Below are 18756 nucleotides of genomic sequence, written 5' to 3' on the forward strand. Positions count from 1 at the left end.
CAAAGCAAGAACAAAATGTGGCGCCGCCGGTAGAAACTGCGAATTTCCTTGACCGCCACGCCTCGTCGATCGTCCCGAAGTCGTCAACGATAGAAGGCCGCGTTCCTTCGCGCCCCTCTCTGTCCTGCCCTCTTTGCGACCACTTGGCATCTCCCCCAGGAGGGGAGATTGGCCGTCATCGTCACTTTCGCCAATTCAAGCGAAGGGTCGCATTCCCCCAAAAGAAAACGCCGCGGTTAGAGCCGCGGCGTTTCGAAGTCGACCTGTCCTGGGCCGGAGCCTAGCTTGACGGCTGGGGTTCCATGCCGCCTTCGGGCTCGGGGCCTTTCTTGCGGCGGCCGGACTTCGGCACGGCCGAGCCGCGGCTCGGCGGTGTGTCGTCGCCGAGGTCGCGTGCGGGCTTGTTGCCGGCGATCAGCTGCTTGATCTCCTCGCCGGACAGCGTCTCGTATTCGAGCAGGCCCTGCGCCAGCGCGATCCATTCCTTCTTTTTCTTGGTCAGGATGGACCTTGCCGTCGAATAGGCCTCGTCGATCAGCCGGCGCACTTCGGCGTCGATGATCTGCGCCGTCTCTTCCGAGATGTTCTGGGTGCGCGCCACCGAATGGCCGAGGAACACCTCCTCCTGGTTGTCGCCATAGGCGACATGGCCGAGCTTGTCGGAGAAGCCCCAGCGCGTCACCATGGCGCGCGCCAGTTTGGTCGCCTGCTCGATATCGGAGGAGGCCCCGGAGGTGATGTTCTCCTTGCCGAACTTGAACTCCTCGGCGACACGGCCGCCCATCATGATGGCGAGACGCGAGATCATGTATTTGTAGCTCATCGAATAGCGGTCGCCTTCCGGCAGCTGCATGACCATGCCGAGTGCCCGGCCGCGCGGGATGATGGTCGCCTTGTGCAGCGGATCGGCCGACGGCACGTTGAGCGCCAGGATGGCGTGGCCGGCCTCGTGATAGGCGGTCAGCTCCTTCTCGGCCTGCGTCATCGCCGACGAGCGGCGCTCGGCACCCATCATGATCTTGTCCTTGGCGTCCTCGAATTCGGCCATGGTGACGAGGCGCTTGTTGCGCCGCGCCGCCATCAGTGCGGATTCGTTGACCAGGTTCATCAGGTCGGCGCCGGAAAAGCCCGGCGTGCCGCGCGCGATCACCTTGAGGTCGACATTGGGCGCCAGCGGCACGTTGCGCACATGCACTTTCAGGATCTTCTCGCGGCCGACGATGTCGGGGTTCGGCACCACCACCTGGCGATCGAAGCGGCCCGGCCTCAGCAGCGCCGGATCGAGCACGTCGGGCCGGTTAGTAGCGGCGATCAGGATGATGCTTTCGTTGGATTCGAAGCCATCCATCTCGACCAGCAGCTGGTTCAGCGTCTGCTCGCGCTCGTCATTGCCGCCGCCGAGGCCGGCGCCGCGATGGCGGCCGACCGCGTCGATTTCGTCAATGAAGATGATGCAAGGCGCGTTCTTCTTGGCCTGGTCGAACATGTCGCGGACGCGGCTTGCGCCGACGCCGACGAACATCTCGACGAAGTCCGAGCCCGAAATGGTGAAGAACGGCACGTTGGCTTCACCGGCGACCGAGCGGGCGAGCAGCGTCTTGCCGGTTCCGGGAGGACCGACGAGCAGCACGCCGCGCGGGATCTTGCCGCCGAGCCGCTGGAATTTCTGCGGGTCGCGCAGGAACTCGACGATTTCTTCCAGATCTTCCTTGGCTTCGTCGACACCGGCGACGTCCTGGAAGGTGACGCGGCCGTGCGCTTCGGTCAAAAGCTTGGCCTTCGACTTGCCGAAGCCCATGGCGCGGCCGGAACCGGACTGCATCTGGCGCATGAAGAATATCCAGACGCCGAGGATGAGGATCATCGGCAGCCAGGAGATCAGGGTACCGAACAGCGAATTGGAGCCGTCGGATTCAGGACGCGCATTGATGGTGACGTTCTTGTCCTGCAGCCGCGAAACCAGCGACGGGTCCCCAGGCGAATAGGTCTGGAAGCCGTTGGAACTGTCCGTGTAATTGCCGGAGATACGGGCGCCGGCGATGGTCACCGACTTGATCCGTCCCGCCGCGACTTCCTGCAGGAACTGCGAATAGGGGACATCGCTCGAGGCTCCACGCGTCTGCGGCGTCTGGAAAAGGTTGAAGAGAGCGATGAGCAGGACCGCTATGATCGCCCAGAGCGCGAGGTTGCGATAATTCGGATTCATCAATTGTCCCGTTGGCGCCGCTGGGCGGACACGCGTCGTGAGAGGAAACTTGGCCCTAACATAGGGAGAGCGTCTCCCCTTGCCAAGCATAACAGCAGGTCTCGGTTAAGCTTTCGGCCGTGGTAGGTCGGCACTGTGGCCACCGAATGGCGAGGCTGGAACCGGCGCCGCGCCAAGCAAGGCGGCGACGGCATCGGCCGGCGCCAGATCGAAGGACGGCAGGAAACGGGCGAAGGGCGCGACTGCCGGATATGCGGCGACAGCCGCCGGCATCGGGCCTTCCCCGGGCAAACCCGCGCCTTCCCCAGGCAGACCAAGGCATTCGCCATCCCGCCATAGCGCCGGCTCGGCGGCCAAGGCGGCACGTACAAGGCTTGCCGGCGTGCCACGCCCTTCAATTGCCCGCTTTGCGGCAAGAGCCGTCCCGAGCGGTGCTACCAACAGCGGCGCGATCAACAATGCACCTGAACTGTCGCCCAATGTGATCCGTCTGCGGCCGTCCCAAAGGGCGTTGTCGGAAACCTCGATAGCGGGCGGCAGATCGCGCAATTCGCGATGCAGAAAGATACCGGTACGCCGGGCATCGACCACGGTCCGCGACAATGTGGCACAAAGCGGCCCGGTGCGGAGCCGGCCGAAAACGGCTTGGCTGCGGGCCTGGTCGGGAAGGAAGGCGGTGCCGCCGGTCGCCGCCAGCAGGATACGCAGCGCATAGATGGCCGCCCGGCTGTCGGCGGCCGTCGCAAAATCCCGATCGAGGCGGATGAGGCCGGCGGCCGGCCTGGAGGCCAAGCTGCGGATCAGCATGGCCGCGCGATGTCCCAGCTGCTCACGCTCGACCGCCGCCTTTGTGGCCAGCGCCATCGCTTCAGCCACGCGAGGCGCACCATCGCCTTCGGCAAGTGCTGCGCGGACGCGCGGCCGCTCGAAAGCGGTGTCGGCATTGGTCGGATCTTCGATCCAGGCAACCTGTTCACGCCGCAGGAATTCGCGCAGCTCAGCACGCCTTACGCCGAGCAGCGGCCGTACGATCCAGTGCCGCCAGTCGTAGAGCGTTGCCGGCGCCATGCCGGCAAGGCCCCGCCCTTCGTCGCGCGGCCCGTCGTCGCTCTGTCCTGCGTCACTTGGCGCCCGATCACTTGGCCACTCGTCACGCGCTTGCCGCATCAGCACGGTCTCGGCCTGGTCGTCGGCGGTGTGGCCGGTCAGGATCAGGCCGATGCCTGCCGCTTCGGCGGCCTCGGCGAGCAGCCGGTATCGCGCTTCGCGCGCGGCGGCGGGCAGGCCGGTCGATGGTTTGTGCCCCGACCAGGCGAGGATGCGATGGGCAATGCCGCGCGCCGCGCACAGCCTGGCCACGGCTTGCGCTTCCGCTGCCGCTTGCGGCCGCAATCGATGATCGATCGTCACCGCCAGCAATTTGGTTGCCGGGGCGTTGCGGTCGAGATGAGCTTTGAGGAGGAGGAGAAGGGCGGTCGAGTCGCTGCCGCCGGACACGGCCGCTACAGCGCCGTTGGAAAAGTCGATCCGCGAAAAATCCGAAAGGTCAGGTTCGGTGTCGAGCGTCATGCATGTCGCCCAAAAGTGGGCCCGGTTTTGCGGCAACGACATGCAGCGGAAAAACTAGCACGCCGCGAGTGCCCTTTCCTGCTTGACCCGCTCCTTGAGCGCGCCGGAAATATCGGGGTAGCGCTTGCCGATCTCGCTGAAAGTGGCACAGGCCACGTCGCGCTGCTTCAGCCCGACCAGTGAAACGCCGAGCTTCAGCAACATGTCGGGCGCCTTCTTGGCCTTGGGATAGTCCTTGCTGGCAGCGAGGAAAATCTCGGCCGCATCGCGGTATTTCTGCTGGCCGAGCAGCGATTCACCAAGCCAGTAATGCGCGTCCGCCGCCTTGGCGTCCCGGGGAAAACGGGCGATGTGGTCGCGGAAACCCTGTTCGGCGGTGCTGTAGTCGCCCGACAGGATGAACTGGTAGGAGTTGCGGTAAAGTTCCTCCGGGTCGTTGGTCGAGGGGAGTGCCGCGACCACCGTATCGTCGGACTTACCGGCCTTGTTGCCGGCTGCGCCGGCGCCGTTGGCTGGGGCCGTATTCTGCTCAGGCGCATTCGCCTGCGCATTGCCATCGGCTTCGACGACATTGCCGTTTTTGTCGACGGTGATGGTGCCGAACGTCTTGGGCGGTGCGCCGGGGATCAGCTTGCCGGGATCGCCGTTGGGCGATTCGATGATGACGTCCTCGACGCTTTTGCGGCCGTCTGCTGCCTTGCCCGCATCAGCCGGAGCCGGCGTCCCCGGCGCCTCCGCCACGTTATTGTCACCGTTGGGGGTGTCGTTGTTGGGGGCGGCCTCGGACTTCTTCTGCTCGGTTGGCTGCTGCGCGCCTTGACCGCCTTCCAATTGCTGGAAGCGGAATTCGTTGTCTTCCTGCTGCTTGCGGATCTGCTCCTGCATCTGCAGGACCTGGAAATTGAGTTCCTCGATCTTGCCGTTCATCTGCCGGAGCTGTTCCTCCAGCGCCGGAGTGCCGGTGCCATCCTGTTGCGCAAATTGAACCTGATCCGGCTTTTTCTTTTCGCCGAAAATGCCGGGCAGCTTGATCGTCGGCAGGTGGAAGGAAAAACCGCTTTCCGATGACTGCCCGGTGCCATTTGCCCCGTCAGCAAGTGCCGCGATACTTGATACGAGCAGCAGCGCAAGCGTGCCGCTCAAGACCGATCTGAAATGCATGTGCCTCTCGCCGTGAAAACCGTTGTTGCGCGCCTCTCAATCGAAGTAGACCAGCCAACTGGGACCAGCCAGACGCTCTCGGCTCTTAACAGGACGTGAGACTTCGGCCAAATTTTGTTTGGAGCGAGCAGATATGAAAAAGGCGGCCCTTTGGCCGCCTTTCGCACCAAGTGTTGCATTTATGCCGATCAGGAGCCGGCGCCGCCCAGCGTGGTGACGGCGCGGCGGTTCTGCGACCAGCAGGAGATGTCATCGCAAACCGCGACCGGACGCTCCTTGCCGTAGGAAATGGTCTTCAGGCGCTGCGCCGAAACGCCCTTGGCGACCAGGAAGTCGCGGGTGGCGGCAGCACGGCGGGCGCCGAGCGCCAGATTGTATTCGCGCGTGCCGCGCTCGTCGGCATGGCCTTCAATGACGATGGCATACTGCTTGTACTGGTTCAGCCACTGCGCCTGGCGCGACAGCGTCGTCTGCGCATCGGCGCGGATCGAGGATGAATCGGTGTCGAAGAAGATGCGGTCGCCGATGTTGACGGTGAAGTCCTGGGCCGACCCGGGCGTTGCCGCGCCGGCGCCGTTGAGGCCGAGATCGGCGGCGCTGTTCGGCGTCTTCTTCGAGGCGCAACCGGTAATCGCGAGCATCGCGACCAGCGCGATCATGACCGGGTTTGTGGTAAGTGCTGCGATACGGCCCATGCCGCCTCTCCTTCGCAATTCGAGTGATTTCATTGATCGTCCAGTAACCACGTTTGGGTTAACCGACGCTCAAGAAACACGGTTAAAATTTGGTTTCGGCTGCCGTCCGCAACCGTTCTGCCGAGGGCTACTCAAAGGCGACAATGAGCGCGGACCGTAGGCGGAAATGCGGCCAAAACGCGACCATCGGGTGAAAACAAGGCCGGAAACGGCGCTTTTCGGCCACCGTTGCCGGCATGCAACTGGGAGCAAAGGATGCTCGAGTTGAACATCCTCTTCCAGCCTATTCGAGCAACGGCGACCAGGCCGGATCCGAGGCGAAGTTCGCCGTCGGGATCGACTGTTCGTTGCGGCCGGTGAGATCGACCGAAACAAGTTTTGGTCCACCATTGGAATCGCGGAAGAACATCAGTACCCGGCCGTTGGGCGCCCAGGTCGGCCCTTCCTGCTGAAAGCCGGTGGACAGGATGCGCTCACCCGAACCGTCGGTGCGCATGACGCCGATCTGGAATTCGCCGCCGGTCTGCTTGGTGAAGGCGATGAGATCGCCGCGCGGCGACCACACCGGCGTCGAATAGACGCCGTCGCCGAACGAGATTCGGGTCTGGCCCGAGCCGTCGGCGCCCATCACATAGATCTGCGCGCGGCCGCCGCGGTCCGAGGTGAACACCACCTTGCTGCCGTCAGGCGAGTAGGACGGTGAGGTGTCGATGGCGGTCGAATTGGTAAGCCTGGTTGTCGAGCGGCTTCTCAGATCCATGGCGAAGATGTTGGAATTGCCGTCGTCGCGCAGCAGGCTCATGATCACCTTCTGGCCGTCCGGCGAAAAGCGCGGCGCAAACGTCATGCCGGGGAAATTGCCGACCAGCTCGCGCTGCCCCGTCTCGATCTGCAAAAGGTACACCCGCGGCTGACCGCTCTCATAGGACATGTAGGTGATTTCCTGCCGGTTCGGCGAGAAGCGCGGCGTCAGCACGATCGATTTGCCGTTCGAGAGATAGCGGACGTTGGCGCCGTCCTGGTCCATGATGGCAAGCCGTTTCTTGCGCGCATTCTTGGCGCCGGACTCGTCGATGAAGACGACGCGCGTGTCGAAATAGCCCTTCTCGCCGGTCAGCCGCTCATAGATAGCGTCGGCGATGATATGGGCGACGCGCCTGGTATTGGCGTCGTTGGCGAAGAACTGTTCGCCCGACATCTGCTGGCCGGCAAAGGTGTCCCACAGCCGGTACTGGGCGCGGACACGGCCGTCAGCCTCCTTGCCGACACTGCCGGTGACCAGCGCCTGCGCATTGATCACCTTCCAGTCTTCGAAGCGCGGTGTGGCATCCGGGTTCGAAATCTTTTCAATGAAAGCGCTTTTGTCGATCGGCGCGAACAGGCCGGAGCGTTTCAGGTCGGCACTGACGATGCCGGAAATCTCGGCACCGAGTGCATCGCCACCCTGGAAATCCGTGATAGCGATCGGCAATGGCTCGACATTGCCCTTGTTGACGTTGAGCTCAACGAGCGCCCGCGCCGGCAAGGTGGCGGCGGCAGTCATGCCCAGCGCCATCGCTACGATCATCAGGAGCGGCTTGAGGATGGATTTCATGTCTTCTCGCTTCTCTTCGCTGATTCTGTGGGCGCCGGTCCTAAAGGCCGAGCATCTCCCTGGGGTCGAAAGTGACCCGAACGTCGGACCAGATGTCTTGCTTGCCCGCCGGAACCTGCAGGCCGGCCACATCGCATTTCTGAACCGCGCGCACTGCACTTTCGTCAAACGGGCGGTTTCCGCTCGACTTTTCAACGCTCGGCCGGCCATCCAGCTTGCCGGAGGCGTCCAGATTAAACCGGACCACGACGACGAAATTCTCCGAACCCTCGAGCCCTGCCGGAAGCGTCCAACAACCGCCAAGCTGGGCCTCCAATGCCCCCTGCTCCGATTTCGAAAGCTTCTGGCCCTGATCCTTGTCGCCGCCGAGCGATGCCTGCTGGGTCGAGCGCTTGGCGCCGCCGCCGGATGGCTTGCGCTTGTCGAGCAAAGCCGAAATCTCGTCGGCGTTGAATTGCTTGTCGTCCGATTTCGGCTTGGATGAGGCCTCCTTGACCGGCTTGTCGGCGTCCTTGCGCTCCGGCGCCTTGGCGCTTTCGGCCTGGGCCGGCTGCGGCTTCGGCCGAGCCTCGGGCGCCGGGGCCGAGTCGGGAAGCTGCGCCTCCTCGGTTGGCGGTTGCTTGGCAATCGCTTCGGCGACGGCATCCGGCTTGACCTCGGGCTGCGGGTCGATCGCGGCGGTCTTGTCCTGCGGCGGCGTGGGCGTCGGCTCCTTGGCCGGCGTCGGCTTGGGTTCGGTCTGCTTGACAGGCTCGGGCTTGACCTCTTCCTTCGGCTGCGGCACCGGCGCTACCTCCGTAGCGGGAATAGGCTTCGGCTCTTCCTTCGGCTTCGGCACGTCCTCGGGCTTGGGCTTCTCGACCGGCGTCGGCGCGGGCGGCGGAGCCGCCGTCATATCGACTGGCTGGGGCTTGGGCTCCGGTGTCGGCGGCTTGTCGGTGTCGACGCTGTTATCGCCGATTTTCTGGGCGTCTGGAACGATGTCGGGACGCTGCGTCGGCAGCGGCGCCGGCTTGTCATGCATCACAGATTTCTTGTCGCCTTGCAGGACCTGCGCCGTCGCTTCCATCGGCACGATCTCGACCGACACTGATTCCGCATCGGACGCAGGCATCGCGGGCGGCGAGGACAACGTGAACAGCCCGAAGGCGATCGCCACCGTATGCAAGATCACCGATGTGGTGAGGCCGGTCCTCATCTTGCGTCTATTGATCCTGTTCCTGCAGTGAAACCAGGCCGATGTTCTTGTAGCCGGCAGCCGAGATGCGGGCCATCACCTTCATGGCCGTGCCGTAATCCGTCGCCTTGTCACCCCTGATGAAAATGCGCTCGTCATAGCCGGTCTTCGAGATCGCCTGCAGCTTTGCCACCAGCTCCTCGATCGGGATCTCGGTTTCCTGGAGGTAGATCTGACCGGCCGGGTTGATGGACACGGTTATAGGCTGCGTATCGGCGTTCATCGCTTTGGCTTGCGTATCGGGCAGGTCGATCGGCACGCCGACCGTCAGCAACGGCGCCGCGACCATGAAGATGATCAAAAGCACCAGCATCACGTCGACCATCGGCGTGACGTTGATCTCCGATATCAAGGCGTGATGGCGGCCGCGCCGCCTGTGGCCGCGCCCGCCGCGTCCTCCGCCACCTGCGCTTACGGACATTCCCATGATCGTTCCTCAGGCCTTCTGCGCGACTTTTTCATCGATTTGGCGCGAGAGTATGGCGGAGAACTCATCCGCGAAGCCTTCCATGCGCACCGCGATCTTGCTCGCGTCCGACGACAGCTTGTTGTAGGCGATAACCGCGGGGATGGCGGCGAGCAGGCCGATGGCCGTCGCCAGCAGCGCCTCGGCGATGCCGGGCGCGACCACCGACAGGCTGGTGTTCTTCGAGGCGGCGATCGCCTGGAACGAGGTCATGATGCCGATAACCGTGCCGAACAGGCCGATGAAGGGCGCCGCCGAGCCGGTGGTGGCGAGAAAGCCGAGCCGCCCTTCCAGCTTTTCCATCTCGCGGGTCAACGCCAGATCCATCGCCTTGTCGATGCGGGTCTGCAGGCCGAGCGGCGATTTCGCGCCCTTCTCGAAGCTCTTCTTCCATTCGCGCATGGCGGCGACGAAGATCGCGCTCATGCCGGTCGTCTTGCGGTCGGCGAGCGTGCGGTAAAGTTCTTCCAGCGACTGTCCCGACCAGAACACCTGTTCGAAGCGGTTGAGCGCCAGCCGCATGCGGGCATAGGCGACGAGCTTGTCGACGATGATCGCCCAGGTCCAGATCGAGGCGCAGAGCAAGCCGATCATGACCAGCTTGACCACCCAACCGGCCTGCATGAACAAGGCCCAAATCGATAAATGCGCGCCCGGGTCGGCGAGAGCGATGTTTTCCATGTTACGTCCTTAAAGATTTTCCGGGCGTGGCTGGCGGCTGGCCCATGGGCATCCCTTGTGGTCCGTTCGCGTTAAGCTTGCGGAATAACCCCAAATGCACCGTTGGCGGCCTTTTCAGGGCAAATATTGGTGAAAGGAAGGCGCTTGGATTCTTCCAATCTTAACCAATCCCTTCATGGACCGTTATGGTTAAGGATGGGTTAGGACGTACAGCGCGGCGCATTGCCGCGCCTATGTGGGTCGCCCCGGCGATCCTGGCCCGGACGGGGCTGCGGGATCGTCACCTCTGAACCCTTTATTTGCGCGTTCTGGGCATGAAGGCTGCCACCCAGTCCTTGGGAAAGCGCCGCGGCCGGCCGTTCTCGCCGATGATCGCCGCTTCGACCCGCGCCTCGACCAGCACTTCGCTACCGCGCTTCAACTGTTGCGCCATGACGATGCGGGCGCCGGAAATCTCATCGGTGCGCGTATCGATGGTCAGGATGTCGTCCATGCGGGCCGAACCGCGGAAGTCGATCTCCATGCGCCGCACCACCCAGACTATTTTCTCGCCATGCTTGCCGTCGGCAAGCTCGGTGTGGTGGACGCCGGCCAGCCGCAGATAGTCGGAACGGCCGCGCTCGAAGAATTCGAGATAGCGTGCGTGGTAGACGACGCCGGAAAAATCGGTGTCGGCATAATAGACCCGCGCCATCAATCGATGGCCGAATTCCGTCAGCGCGCCGGAAAGTCCGGCGGACAATGCCGATTCACCGTGATCGTCCATTGCGCTGTCCTTTTGGCCCGACGGGCCCTGTTTCAAGCAACACCTGTTTTGCGCATAGACCGGCGATGATCAAGACCTGGAGGGCGGGGCCGGCAACTGCCAGCACCGAAGCCGTAAGCAGCGGAACTTATGGCTCTTCCTGGAACAGGCTGATCTGCTGCTGCGCCAGGTCCTTCGGCGCGTCGAGGCCGAGATGCCGCCAGGCATTGGCCGCCAGCACGCGGCCGCGCGGGGTGCGCATGATGAAGCCTTGCTGGATCAGAAAGGGCTCGATGATGTCCTCAATGGCATCGCGTGGCTCCGAAAGCCCGGCCGCGATGGTTTCGATGCCGACCGGCCCGCCGCCGAAATTCCGGGCGATCATCTGGAGATAACGGCGGTCGAGCGCGTCGAGGCCGAGCCCGTCGACCTCCAGCCGCGTCAGCGCCTCATCGGCGATCTGGCGGTCGACATGGCCGTCGCCGGCAACGCTGGCGAAGTCGCGCACCCGGCGCAACAGCCGGCCGGCGATGCGCGGCGTGCCCCGCGCCCTCCGGGCGATCTCCAAAGCACCGTCGTCGCCGAGCGGCATGGCAAGGATGCGGGCGCCGCGCCGCACGATCTGCTCGAGTTCCTCGACGGAATAGAAATTGAGCCGCACCGGAATGCCGAAGCGGTCGCGCAGCGGGTTGGTCAACAGGCCGAGCCGGGTGGTGGCGGCGACAAGCGTGAAGCGGGCCAGGTCGATCTTGACCGAGCGCGCCGCCGGCCCCTCGCCGATGATCAGGTCGAGCTGGAAATCCTCCATCGCCGGATAGAGGATTTCCTCGACCGCCGGGTTGAGCCGATGGATCTCGTCGATGAACAGCACGTCGCGGTCTTCGAGGTTGGTGAGCAGCGCCGCCAGATCGCCGGCCTTGGCGATGACCGGACCCGAGGTCGAGCGGAAATTGACGCCGAGCTCGCGCGCCATGATCTGCGCCAGCGTCGTCTTGCCGAGGCCGGGCGGGCCGACGAACAGCACATGGTCGAGTGCTTCGCTGCGCCCCTTGGCGGCTTCGATGAACACTTTGAGATTGGCCCGCACCGCCGCCTGTCCGACGAAGTCGCCAAGCGTCTGCGGCCGCAAGGTCTGCTCGGCGTCCTCGCCGCGTTTATCGGGAGCAATGAGGCGTGGCGAAAGGCTCATTCGCATACCGCTCGAAGGAAAAAGTTCGTATCGACACGGATCAAGGTCACCCGGCACCCTCTCGTTCGGCGTCTTGCTGCTCGCCAACAACATGGCGGCCTACTGCATCTCTTACCACCGCGTCGATCTGTTCCAGCGTAACAGGCCCGTCAGGTGGATCACCTAGAAATCCAGCGAGGTCGGCAAATTTGAGATTGCGCGGCGTTCCTATCAGGAGACCATCCACGACCGTCCAGGCAACAGTATCGCCTGACTTGAGCGACAACTCGTTCCGGACTTTCTTTGGAATCGTAAGCTGCCCCCTGGAGGTCAAGCCCGCATATCCGACCATGCTCTTGTTCCTAGTCGGAATTTATTTGTCGGGCAACGTCTCACCGTGCCAGCTCCTTCAGCCCGAAGCGGATCAGCTTAGAGGCGTCCGCCTCCTCGCCTGCCGTCTTCAGCGCTGCCGCCACCGCATTGGCGGCGGTGTCGCGCGAATAGCCGAGATTGACCAGCGCCGAGACGGCGTCGGTGATCGGCGCCGGGGCAACGCCTTCGCCGAGCTCCTGCTTCAGGCCGATGGTGCCGGAGGCAGTGCCCGCATAGGCCGGCGCCTTGTTCTTCAATTCGGTGACGATGCGCTCGGCGACTTTCTTGCCGACGCCGGGCGCGCGGCTGACCATGGCGATGTCGCGCAACGCAATCGCATTGGCGAGGTCGGCCGGCGCCAGCGTCGACAGGATGGCCAGCGCCACCTTGGCGCCGACGCCCTGCACATTGTTCATCAACAGCCGGAACCACTCGCGTTCCAGCACCGACTGGAACCCATAGAGCCGCAGCATGTCCTCGCGCACATAGGTCTCGATGAACAGCACCACCGCCTCGCCGGGCGGCGGCAATGCGGCAAGCGTGCGCGCCGAGCAATAGGCGACATAGCCGACGCCATGCACGTCGACGATGCAGAAATCCTCGTCGATCTCGTCCAGCGTGCCTTTTAGCTTGCCGATCATTTGGGCTTGCCGATCATTTGAACTTTCCTGTCAAGCCTGGCCCTTCATGGGTTTCCGGCGAGATGATATTGAGGTCCGGGAAATAGCTACGATAGCGCGCGGCATCGCGCGTCAGTAGCCGATGTCCCGCAATGACGGCGTGGGCGCCGATGAAGAAATCCGGTAAGGTTCGTTCGCGAATGCCGCCGGCGCGGCGATAGCGGGAATGCGTGACACCGGCGAGGAAGGCCGCTTCCCAGGGCAGGAATTCACGCTCAATCTTGAGCATGTCGGCTGCTTGGCGAAGGGCCTGCTCCGTCGCAATCAGCGGCGCGAGTTCGGACCAGACGATTGTGTTGATGACAAGTGCACCGTCGCGCCCGCATGCGGTGATCGCCGACGCTGACCACTTCCTCTCCCGTCCGGCAGGGCCCCACACGTCGATCAGGACATTTGTGTCAATCAATGTCGAGATCTTCACGCGGCCCCCTCAGCCATTCCATATATTCGTCCGTCGTCATGCCCCCCAAATCCAGCGTACCGGCCATACGATCGAGCGTCTGGCTGAATCTGCGCGAGGCTTCCTCCTCCGACATGTTTTCGTCGACCGCAATGACAAGAGCGCCGTCCTCGGTGGGAACGAATTCCACCTCCGAGCCTGGGCCGATGCCCAGGTGATCCCGTATCTCCTTCGGGATGGTCACCTGGCCCTTAGTCGTAACGCGCATGGTAATACCTCGCCGGTATTACTTATTGCCATCCGGAGAACAAGTCAAGAACAACTTATCCGGCCAGCGCCGCCAGCCTGTAGGCGATGCTCTGCCGGTGATGCGCGTGACAGATGGCGATGGCCAGCGCATCGGCGGCATCGTCTGTGTCGAAAGTCGCCTTCGGCATCAGCACCTTGACCATCATGTGGATCTGCTTCTTGTCGCCATGGCCGACGCCGATCACCGCCTTTTTAACGGCGTTTGGCGCATATTCGGCAACGACAAGCCCGGCACGCGCCGGCACCAGCATGGCGATGCCGCGTGCCTGGCCGAGTTTCAGCGTCGCAGCGGCGTCCTTGTTGACGAAAGTCTGCTCGACCGCCGCCTCGTGCGGCATCGCGGCATGCAGGATCTCGGCGAGCCCGTCATGCAATTGGCAAAGACGCACCGCCAGCGCCGCCTTGTCGTCGGACCGCACCGTGCCGGAAGCAACGAAGCGCAGCGAATTGCCGAGGCTTTCGACGATGCCCCAACCGGTGCGCCTCAGCCCCGGATCGATGCCGATGATGCGAATCGCTTCCCCCATCCGCCAAGTTTACCTCCGACGGACAGCGATGCCAGCGAAATGTGAACAAACCAGAAACAGGCTCTGGCAGTGCCCCGAGCAACCTGTCAGCCGCGGGCGAAAGCCGTGTTCAGCAGCGTGATCTGGTCTGAGACCGGATTGACGCGACGGCTCGACAGCGGCACCTCGGCGAGGCCGCCATAGATCTCCTCGTCCATGCGGCGCACCAGCGCCTGAAGGCGCAGCGAGCGGTTGACGAGGTCGACGAAATCCGTCGGCAGCTCGGCCCAGCCGGGCGCCTCCTCGTGCGCGGAGGCGGTGTCGAGACGCACCTTGGATTTTTCGGAAGCCACCTGATCGCGGGTCATCTCGCCGGAATTCGCCGCCCGCTGCAAAAGCAGCCACGAGGCGACCTGCATCAGTCTGGTAGTCAGCCGCATCGATTCGGCCGCATAAAGCGTCGCTGTCAGCCTCGACAGCTTCTTGGCCTCGGCGCGGCCCTTGCCGTCGAGATATTCGGCCGCCTGCTCGACCAGGCCCATGCCTTCCTGATAGAGCGGCTTGAAGGATTGGGAGAAAACCCGGCGCTCCGCCAGCTTGATGGTTTTCGCGCTCGCCTTCGAAGGCTCGTTCATCGCTACGCCCCTGCACTTGCCTGACAGCCGGCCGATTCGGCTCTTGGCCGCCATATCCGGCAGCCTAAACGACTGAAGCTTGAAAATGCGCTTCGCTGCCAGCGAAGGCAAGCACATGTTTAACAAACGGTTAACGGCCGCATTTAGCCGGAAGGAAGCCCATGCCGGCGCACAAAAAAAGAGCCGCGGATAAGGCGGCTCTCAGGAGTTTAACAGGGAGGCGTCAAACAAAGTGGCTCCAACCACTCGGTAAGAATCCAGATCACTGGATGGACATAGTAAACGCCTGTAAAGCTTAACGAAGCCTTAACGCGGGGCATATTTTTCGATCAAGCGCCCAGCATCTGTGCCGTAACAGCACAGCTGACTGGCCACGGCGCCGTTCACACCACCGGCTGGACAGTGGGGCGACGCCCTTGCGCCCGGATTCCTCCAGATCGTGACCGACATACCGAAACAGATCCGCTCGCCGCGCGACATCGTTCCGAAACAGGCGCCGCGCTAAACGCCCGTTCCTCGCAACGAGGCGGAGCAAACCTTGCGCTCCGGCAATCATCAAAATCTCTCAAGGAGCGAACAATGGACTGGTACTCGGCCGTTAAATTTCTGCACATCGTCTCGGCGATCCTCTGGGTCGGCGGCGGCTTCACGCTGATGCTGCTCGCGGTACGCGCCGACCGCGCTGGAAACGTCGAAGGCATGCTGCAGGCGATGCGCGCCACCGGCGAGCTCGGCAACCGGTTCTTCGCGCCGATGTCGATGCTGACATTGCTCTTCGGCCTCATTATGTGCGGCTTCTGGGTCGGCTTTTCCGATCTGTGGGTGCTGATCGGCCTTGCCGGTTATGCGACGACCTTCTGTATCGGCATGTTCATCTTCAAGCCTACTGCCGACCGTATGGCAGGTATGATCGCCAAGGATGGCGTGACGCCGGCAGTGCTTGCCCAGGGCCAGCGCGTCCTCAATGCTGCGCGCTTCGACTATTCGGTGATGCTGGTGATCATCGCGGACATGGTGCTGAAGCCGACGCTGCACGACATCACCATTCTGGGCTGCATGGCGTTCGTGCTGGCAACCGGCGCTGCCCTGGCGCTTGGCAGGACGCGGCCGCTGCTGCCGAGTGCCGCCTGAGGTTTAAGGAATCCGGCGGCGGCCGACAGGGGCCGCCGTCTTACAGGAGGCCGGCGATGCCGTCCCACAGAAGCTTGACCGCGACGACCGCTACGGTCGCATAGGTGAAGGGGTAGAACAGCTCCGGCCGCATCCGCCGCACCAGCCAGGCGCCGGCGATTGTCGACAGCGGCGCCAGCGGCATCAGCACCGCAGACGCGGTCAAATTGGTGGTATCGAACTGGCCGAGCGCGAAATAAGGGATGAGCTTCAGCGCATTGGTGACCGCGAAAAAAATCGCCGCGGTGCCCGACAGCACCTTCGGATCAAGCCTGATCGGCAAGGCGTAGACCTGAAAAGGCGGGCCGCCGACATGGGCGACGAAGCTGGTGAACCCGGCAACGGTACCCCAGAAGCCGGCGGCGACGCGGTTGGGCTCCGCCGCGTGGCCGGCACCGTGGCGGAGTTGCAGATAGAGCCAGCGCAGCACGAAGATCAGGGCAACCGCGCCGACGATCAGCCGCACCATCTCTTCGGTTACCAGTGCCGCCGTCAGCCAACCAAGGGCGATGCCGATCACGGCGCCGGGCATCATGTCGGCCAGCATCTTGCGGTCGAAGATGCCCCACCATGTCCACACCGAGACAATGTCCATCAGGCACAGAATTGGCAGAAGGATTGCGGCAGCCTGAACCGGCGGCATGGTCAGCGCCATCAACGGCACGCCGACAAAGCCGACGGCGCCGCCGAAGCCGCCTTTCGACAGGCCGACGAGGATGACGGCCGGAATGGCCGCGGCATAGAACCAGGGATCGACGAGCAGGCCTGACATGGGGGAAGGGAAGCTGGAGAAAAAGTTGACCTCTGGAATAGACCAGAAATGACCGGACCGCGACCGCAAATATGTGGGCCACGCCACCGAACCCCGTCACATGTTTGGCATATCGAGCGGCGGCGGGCGTCTCCGGATCGGCTGCGCCTTGATGATGGCGGTGCTGGTTTCGGCCTTGTCGGCGATGCGGTCGAGAATCCCGTCGAGCTCGCCGATCGAGCGGACGAACAGCCGCGCAACGAAGCAGTCATCGCCCGTCACCTTGTCGCATTCGCCGAATTCGGGGATTTCCTCGATCAGCTTCTGGACGATGTGCAGTTTGCCCGGCAATGGCCGGATGCGAACGATCGCCTGCAAGGCGTAGCCGAGCGCCTGCGGATCGATGTCGATGGTGAACGCACGAATAACGCCGCGATCCTCAAGCCGCCGAAGCCGCTCTGAAACGCTTGGCGACGACAACCCGACCTGCAGCGCCAGTTCCTTTAGCGAAGTCCGTGAATCCTTGACCAGGATATCGAGAAGCTTTCTGTCGAGCTCGTCCAGCATTTTACAATTCCAAGAAAAAGCCGATGTTTACCTAATTAAATTAGGTTCATTCTGCATATCACCAGCTACAAGTCATGGAAAGGCCCGATCCGCCGTGGGATTATAAAATCTCAACGGGTTTCAGGAGCATCCATGGACAACACGGTACGCGGCACGATCGAAATGACGGCGGCGATGGCGATCCTCGGCACGATCGGCTGGTTCGTCGTCCTTTCCGGCCAACCCATCATGGACGTGGTGTTCTGGCGCTGCGCTTTCGGGGCGGTAACGCTGCTGATCATCTGCGCGGCCCTTGGGCTATTGCGCGGCAGGCTGTCGCTTCGCATCGTCGCGATCGCGGCTCTCGGCGGGGCTGCCATCGTCATCAACTGGCTGCTGCTGTTCAGCGCGTTTTCTCGCGCATCGATCTCGATCGCCACGGCTGTCTACAACACGCAGCCTTTCATGCTGGTGGGTTTTGGCGCGCTCTTCTTCTCCGAACGGCTGACGATGACCAAGCTGACCTGGCTCGGCATTGCCTTTGCCGGCATGCTGCTGATCGTGCAGGCCGCGCCCGATGCAGGCAACCATGGTACGGACTACTTTACGGGAATTGCGATGGCGCTGGCCGCGGCTTTCTTCTGGGCCGTTGCGGCTATCGTCACCAAGAAGCTCAAAGGCACGCCGCCGCACCTTATCGCCCTGATCCAGGTCTGCGTCGGCGTTCTCATGCTGGCACCCTTCGCCAATCTCACCCACCTTCCCGCCGATGCGCGGAGCTGGGTCATGCTGGCGACACTCGGCATCGTCCATACCGGCCTGATGTACATCCTCATGTACGGCGCCATCCAGAAACTGCCTACGCATCTGCAGGGATCGCTGTCTTTCATCTACCCCGTCGTCGCCATCCTCGTTGACGTCGTCGCTTTCGGCCATCGTCTGCAGCCGGCGCAGATCGTCGGCGCCGCCGCCATCCTGGTCGCCGCTGCCGGCATGAACCTCGGCTGGTCGCTTTGGAAATCGAAAGTGCCTGCGTAGAGCCCGCAAGCGGCCAGGCGAGGAGAATTTCGGCCAACGGCAGCCATGCTCCGAGCCCCATGGAATCGTTGACGGCAATCGTGATCCCCCTGCCGCCTGTTCAATCCCCGCACTTTGCTCTATGCCGCAATGCAACCATCTTCGCCCGGCATAGGCGATAACCCGGGATCGAACACCAATGAATAACGCAACGCCGCCCAACCGCTGCCGTATCGTGCTGATCGCGCCGCCGAACGTGCCGGCCGAGCGCATCGCCGCGGCCTTCGACGGCGGTGACGTCGCCTCGCTTATCCTGCCGGAAAACGGCATGGACGAGGCCGCCTTCCAGGCCTTTGCCGAACAGATCGTGCCGGTGGCGCAAGCGGCCGGCATTGCCGTCATCATTGCCGGCGACACCCGCATCGCCGGCCGCGTCCAGGCCGACGGCATTCATGTCGAGGTCGGCAAGGACGAGCTCGCCGAAACGATCGACCATTTCCAGGCCAGGATGATGGTCGGCACCGGCGGCGCCAAGACCCGCGACGATGCGCTGGAACTCGGCGAGGTCAGGCCTGACTACATTTTCTTCGGCCGCTTCGGCTACGACAACAAGCCTGAACCGCACCCGCGCAACCTGTCGCTCGGGCAGTGGTGGGCGGACGTGATCCAGATCCCTTGCATCGTCATGGCAGGATCCGATCTTGCCTCGGTGGAAGCGGTCGCCGCCACCGGCGCCGAATTCGTGGCGCTGTCCAGCGCCGTCTTCGCCGACGGCGTCGATCCGAAGGTGGCGGTCGCCGCCGCCAACGCGCTGCTCGACGAAACCGCGCCGCGCTTCGAGGACTGAC

The 18756-nt window shown here is 63.2% G+C and carries 21 protein-coding genes; 3 read left to right on the forward strand and 18 right to left on the reverse strand.

Going from position 1 to position 18756, the window contains the following annotated elements:
• Nucleotides 1-280: 280 nt before the first annotated feature.
• The 16 genes from ftsH to rcdA form a co-directional block, all read right to left on the reverse strand.
• The gene (gene ftsH / locus NKH21_RS13490) at nucleotides 281-2206 is read right to left on the reverse strand and encodes an ATP-dependent zinc metalloprotease FtsH (RefSeq protein ID WP_023677989.1); all 1926 of its coding nucleotides are present in this window, start codon (nucleotides 2204-2206) and stop codon (nucleotides 281-283) included.
• A gap of 105 nt (nucleotides 2207-2311) precedes the next feature.
• Nucleotides 2312-3775, reverse strand: a complete 1464-nt coding sequence (gene tilS / locus NKH21_RS13495) for a tRNA lysidine(34) synthetase TilS (protein ID WP_352865526.1) — start codon at nucleotides 3773-3775, stop codon at nucleotides 2312-2314.
• Between the two features lie 54 nt (nucleotides 3776-3829).
• Nucleotides 3830-4936, reverse strand: coding sequence for a tol-pal system protein YbgF (gene ybgF, locus NKH21_RS13500; protein WP_352666167.1), 1107 nt, complete (start codon nucleotides 4934-4936; stop codon nucleotides 3830-3832).
• Nucleotides 4937-5124: 188 nt separating this feature from the next.
• Nucleotides 5125-5631 carry a peptidoglycan-associated lipoprotein Pal gene (gene pal, locus NKH21_RS13505; RefSeq protein ID WP_023677992.1) on the reverse strand — a complete coding sequence of 169 codons (507 nt, stop codon included), beginning with the start codon at nucleotides 5629-5631 and terminating at the stop codon, nucleotides 5125-5127.
• 283 nt (nucleotides 5632-5914) lie between these two features.
• Entirely contained in the window at nucleotides 5915-7198 is a 1284-nt protein-coding gene (gene tolB / locus NKH21_RS13510; protein ID WP_502895839.1) for a Tol-Pal system beta propeller repeat protein TolB, read from the reverse strand.
• A gap of 67 nt (nucleotides 7199-7265) precedes the next feature.
• Nucleotides 7266-8423, reverse strand: coding sequence for a cell envelope integrity protein TolA (gene tolA / locus NKH21_RS13515; protein ID WP_352666165.1), 1158 nt, complete (start codon nucleotides 8421-8423; stop codon nucleotides 7266-7268).
• Nucleotides 8424-8430: 7 nt separating this feature from the next.
• Nucleotides 8431-8889 (reverse strand): protein TolR, encoded by a 459-nt coding sequence (gene tolR / locus NKH21_RS13520; RefSeq protein ID WP_254816466.1) that lies wholly within the window; start codon nucleotides 8887-8889, stop codon nucleotides 8431-8433.
• 9 nt (nucleotides 8890-8898) lie between these two features.
• Nucleotides 8899-9609, reverse strand: coding sequence for a protein TolQ (gene tolQ / locus NKH21_RS13525; RefSeq protein WP_352489260.1), 711 nt, complete (start codon nucleotides 9607-9609; stop codon nucleotides 8899-8901).
• A gap of 295 nt (nucleotides 9610-9904) precedes the next feature.
• On the reverse strand, nucleotides 9905-10375 hold the full coding sequence (gene ybgC / locus NKH21_RS13530) for a tol-pal system-associated acyl-CoA thioesterase (RefSeq protein WP_352666164.1): 471 nt from the start codon (nucleotides 10373-10375) through the stop codon (nucleotides 9905-9907).
• 127 nt (nucleotides 10376-10502) lie between these two features.
• Entirely contained in the window at nucleotides 10503-11543 is a 1041-nt protein-coding gene (gene ruvB, locus NKH21_RS13535) for a Holliday junction branch migration DNA helicase RuvB (protein WP_352666163.1), read from the reverse strand.
• Between the two features lie 46 nt (nucleotides 11544-11589).
• Nucleotides 11590-11874 (reverse strand): AbrB/MazE/SpoVT family DNA-binding domain-containing protein, encoded by a 285-nt coding sequence (locus NKH21_RS13540; RefSeq protein WP_352666162.1) that lies wholly within the window; start codon nucleotides 11872-11874, stop codon nucleotides 11590-11592.
• 40 nt (nucleotides 11875-11914) lie between these two features.
• Complete coding sequence (gene ruvA, locus NKH21_RS13545) at nucleotides 11915-12535, reverse strand: Holliday junction branch migration protein RuvA (protein WP_352666160.1); 621 nt, start codon at nucleotides 12533-12535, stop codon at nucleotides 11915-11917.
• A gap of 13 nt (nucleotides 12536-12548) precedes the next feature.
• Nucleotides 12549-12995 carry a type II toxin-antitoxin system VapC family toxin gene (locus NKH21_RS13550; protein WP_352666158.1) on the reverse strand — a complete coding sequence of 149 codons (447 nt, stop codon included), beginning with the start codon at nucleotides 12993-12995 and terminating at the stop codon, nucleotides 12549-12551.
• Nucleotides 12973-13242, reverse strand: coding sequence for an AbrB/MazE/SpoVT family DNA-binding domain-containing protein (locus NKH21_RS13555; RefSeq protein ID WP_292664915.1), 270 nt, complete (start codon nucleotides 13240-13242; stop codon nucleotides 12973-12975). Before NKH21_RS13555 ends, NKH21_RS13550 begins: the two co-directional genes overlap by 23 nt.
• 55 nt (nucleotides 13243-13297) lie before the next feature.
• Nucleotides 13298-13810, reverse strand: a complete 513-nt coding sequence (ruvC, locus tag NKH21_RS13560; protein ID WP_352666156.1) for a crossover junction endodeoxyribonuclease RuvC — start codon at nucleotides 13808-13810, stop codon at nucleotides 13298-13300.
• A gap of 86 nt (nucleotides 13811-13896) precedes the next feature.
• Nucleotides 13897-14424 (reverse strand): protease adaptor protein RcdA, encoded by a 528-nt coding sequence (gene rcdA, locus NKH21_RS13565; RefSeq protein ID WP_352465697.1) that lies wholly within the window; start codon nucleotides 14422-14424, stop codon nucleotides 13897-13899.
• Nucleotides 14425-15003: 579 nt separating this feature from the next.
• Between rcdA and NKH21_RS13570 the strand changes: the two genes are divergently transcribed.
• Nucleotides 15004-15555, forward strand: a complete 552-nt coding sequence (locus NKH21_RS13570; RefSeq protein WP_352666154.1) for a DUF2269 family protein — start codon at nucleotides 15004-15006, stop codon at nucleotides 15553-15555.
• Between the two features lie 40 nt (nucleotides 15556-15595).
• On the opposite strand, the gene NKH21_RS13575 is transcribed toward NKH21_RS13570, so the two are convergent.
• Complete coding sequence (locus NKH21_RS13575) at nucleotides 15596-16366, reverse strand: sulfite exporter TauE/SafE family protein (RefSeq protein WP_352450835.1); 771 nt, start codon at nucleotides 16364-16366, stop codon at nucleotides 15596-15598.
• Nucleotides 16367-16462: 96 nt separating this feature from the next.
• Nucleotides 16463-16912: an Lrp/AsnC family transcriptional regulator gene (locus tag NKH21_RS13580; protein ID WP_023678010.1), complete on the reverse strand. Its 450-nt coding sequence runs from the start codon at nucleotides 16910-16912 to the stop codon at nucleotides 16463-16465.
• 132 nt (nucleotides 16913-17044) lie between these two features.
• Between NKH21_RS13580 and NKH21_RS13585 the strand changes: the two genes are divergently transcribed.
• Nucleotides 17045-17929, forward strand: coding sequence for a DMT family transporter (locus NKH21_RS13585; protein WP_352666153.1), 885 nt, complete (start codon nucleotides 17045-17047; stop codon nucleotides 17927-17929).
• A 178-nt stretch (nucleotides 17930-18107) separates the two neighbouring features.
• A complete protein-coding gene (locus NKH21_RS13590) occupies nucleotides 18108-18755 on the forward strand; it encodes a thiamine phosphate synthase (protein ID WP_352666152.1) in 648 nt (215 codons plus the stop codon).
• Nucleotide 18756 lies beyond the last annotated feature (1 nt).

The sequence above is a fragment of the Mesorhizobium sp. M1329 genome (assembly GCF_040318035.1).
GTDB lineage: Bacteria > Pseudomonadota > Alphaproteobacteria > Rhizobiales > Rhizobiaceae > Mesorhizobium.

Coding starts and splice junctions, on each gene's coding strand:
- tolR (WP_254816466.1), bottom strand. CDS start 8,889: ATGGGAATGTCCGTAAGCGCAGGTGGCGGAGGACGCGGCGGGCGCGGC.
- tolB (WP_502895839.1), bottom strand. CDS start 7,198: ATGATCGTAGCGATGGCGCTGGGCATGACTGCCGCCGCCACCTTGCCG.
- NKH21_RS13590 (WP_352666152.1), top strand. CDS start 18,108: ATGAATAACGCAACGCCGCCCAACCGCTGCCGTATCGTGCTGATCGCG.
- NKH21_RS13540 (WP_352666162.1), bottom strand. CDS start 11,874: ATGGTCGGATATGCGGGCTTGACCTCCAGGGGGCAGCTTACGATTCCA.
- ybgC (WP_352666164.1), bottom strand. CDS start 10,375: ATGGACGATCACGGTGAATCGGCATTGTCCGCCGGACTTTCCGGCGCG.
- NKH21_RS13580 (WP_023678010.1), bottom strand. CDS start 16,912: ATGCTGGACGAGCTCGACAGAAAGCTTCTCGATATCCTGGTCAAGGAT.
- NKH21_RS13575 (WP_352450835.1), bottom strand. CDS start 16,366: ATGTCAGGCCTGCTCGTCGATCCCTGGTTCTATGCCGCGGCCATTCCG.
- ybgF (WP_352666167.1), bottom strand. CDS start 4,936: ATGCATTTCAGATCGGTCTTGAGCGGCACGCTTGCGCTGCTGCTCGTA.
- ruvB (WP_352666163.1), bottom strand. CDS start 11,543: ATGAGCCTTTCGCCACGCCTCATTGCTCCCGATAAACGCGGCGAGGAC.
- NKH21_RS13585 (WP_352666153.1), top strand. CDS start 17,045: ATGGACAACACGGTACGCGGCACGATCGAAATGACGGCGGCGATGGCG.
- NKH21_RS13555 (WP_292664915.1), bottom strand. CDS start 13,242: ATGCGCGTTACGACTAAGGGCCAGGTGACCATCCCGAAGGAGATACGG.
- ftsH (WP_023677989.1), bottom strand. CDS start 2,206: ATGAATCCGAATTATCGCAACCTCGCGCTCTGGGCGATCATAGCGGTC.
- ruvC (WP_352666156.1), bottom strand. CDS start 13,810: ATGGGGGAAGCGATTCGCATCATCGGCATCGATCCGGGGCTGAGGCGC.
- tolQ (WP_352489260.1), bottom strand. CDS start 9,609: ATGGAAAACATCGCTCTCGCCGACCCGGGCGCGCATTTATCGATTTGG.
- pal (WP_023677992.1), bottom strand. CDS start 5,631: ATGGGCCGTATCGCAGCACTTACCACAAACCCGGTCATGATCGCGCTG.
- NKH21_RS13570 (WP_352666154.1), top strand. CDS start 15,004: ATGGACTGGTACTCGGCCGTTAAATTTCTGCACATCGTCTCGGCGATC.
- tolA (WP_352666165.1), bottom strand. CDS start 8,423: ATGAGGACCGGCCTCACCACATCGGTGATCTTGCATACGGTGGCGATC.
- tilS (WP_352865526.1), bottom strand. CDS start 3,775: ATGACGCTCGACACCGAACCTGACCTTTCGGATTTTTCGCGGATCGAC.
- rcdA (WP_352465697.1), bottom strand. CDS start 14,424: ATGAACGAGCCTTCGAAGGCGAGCGCGAAAACCATCAAGCTGGCGGAG.
- ruvA (WP_352666160.1), bottom strand. CDS start 12,535: ATGATCGGCAAGCTAAAAGGCACGCTGGACGAGATCGACGAGGATTTC.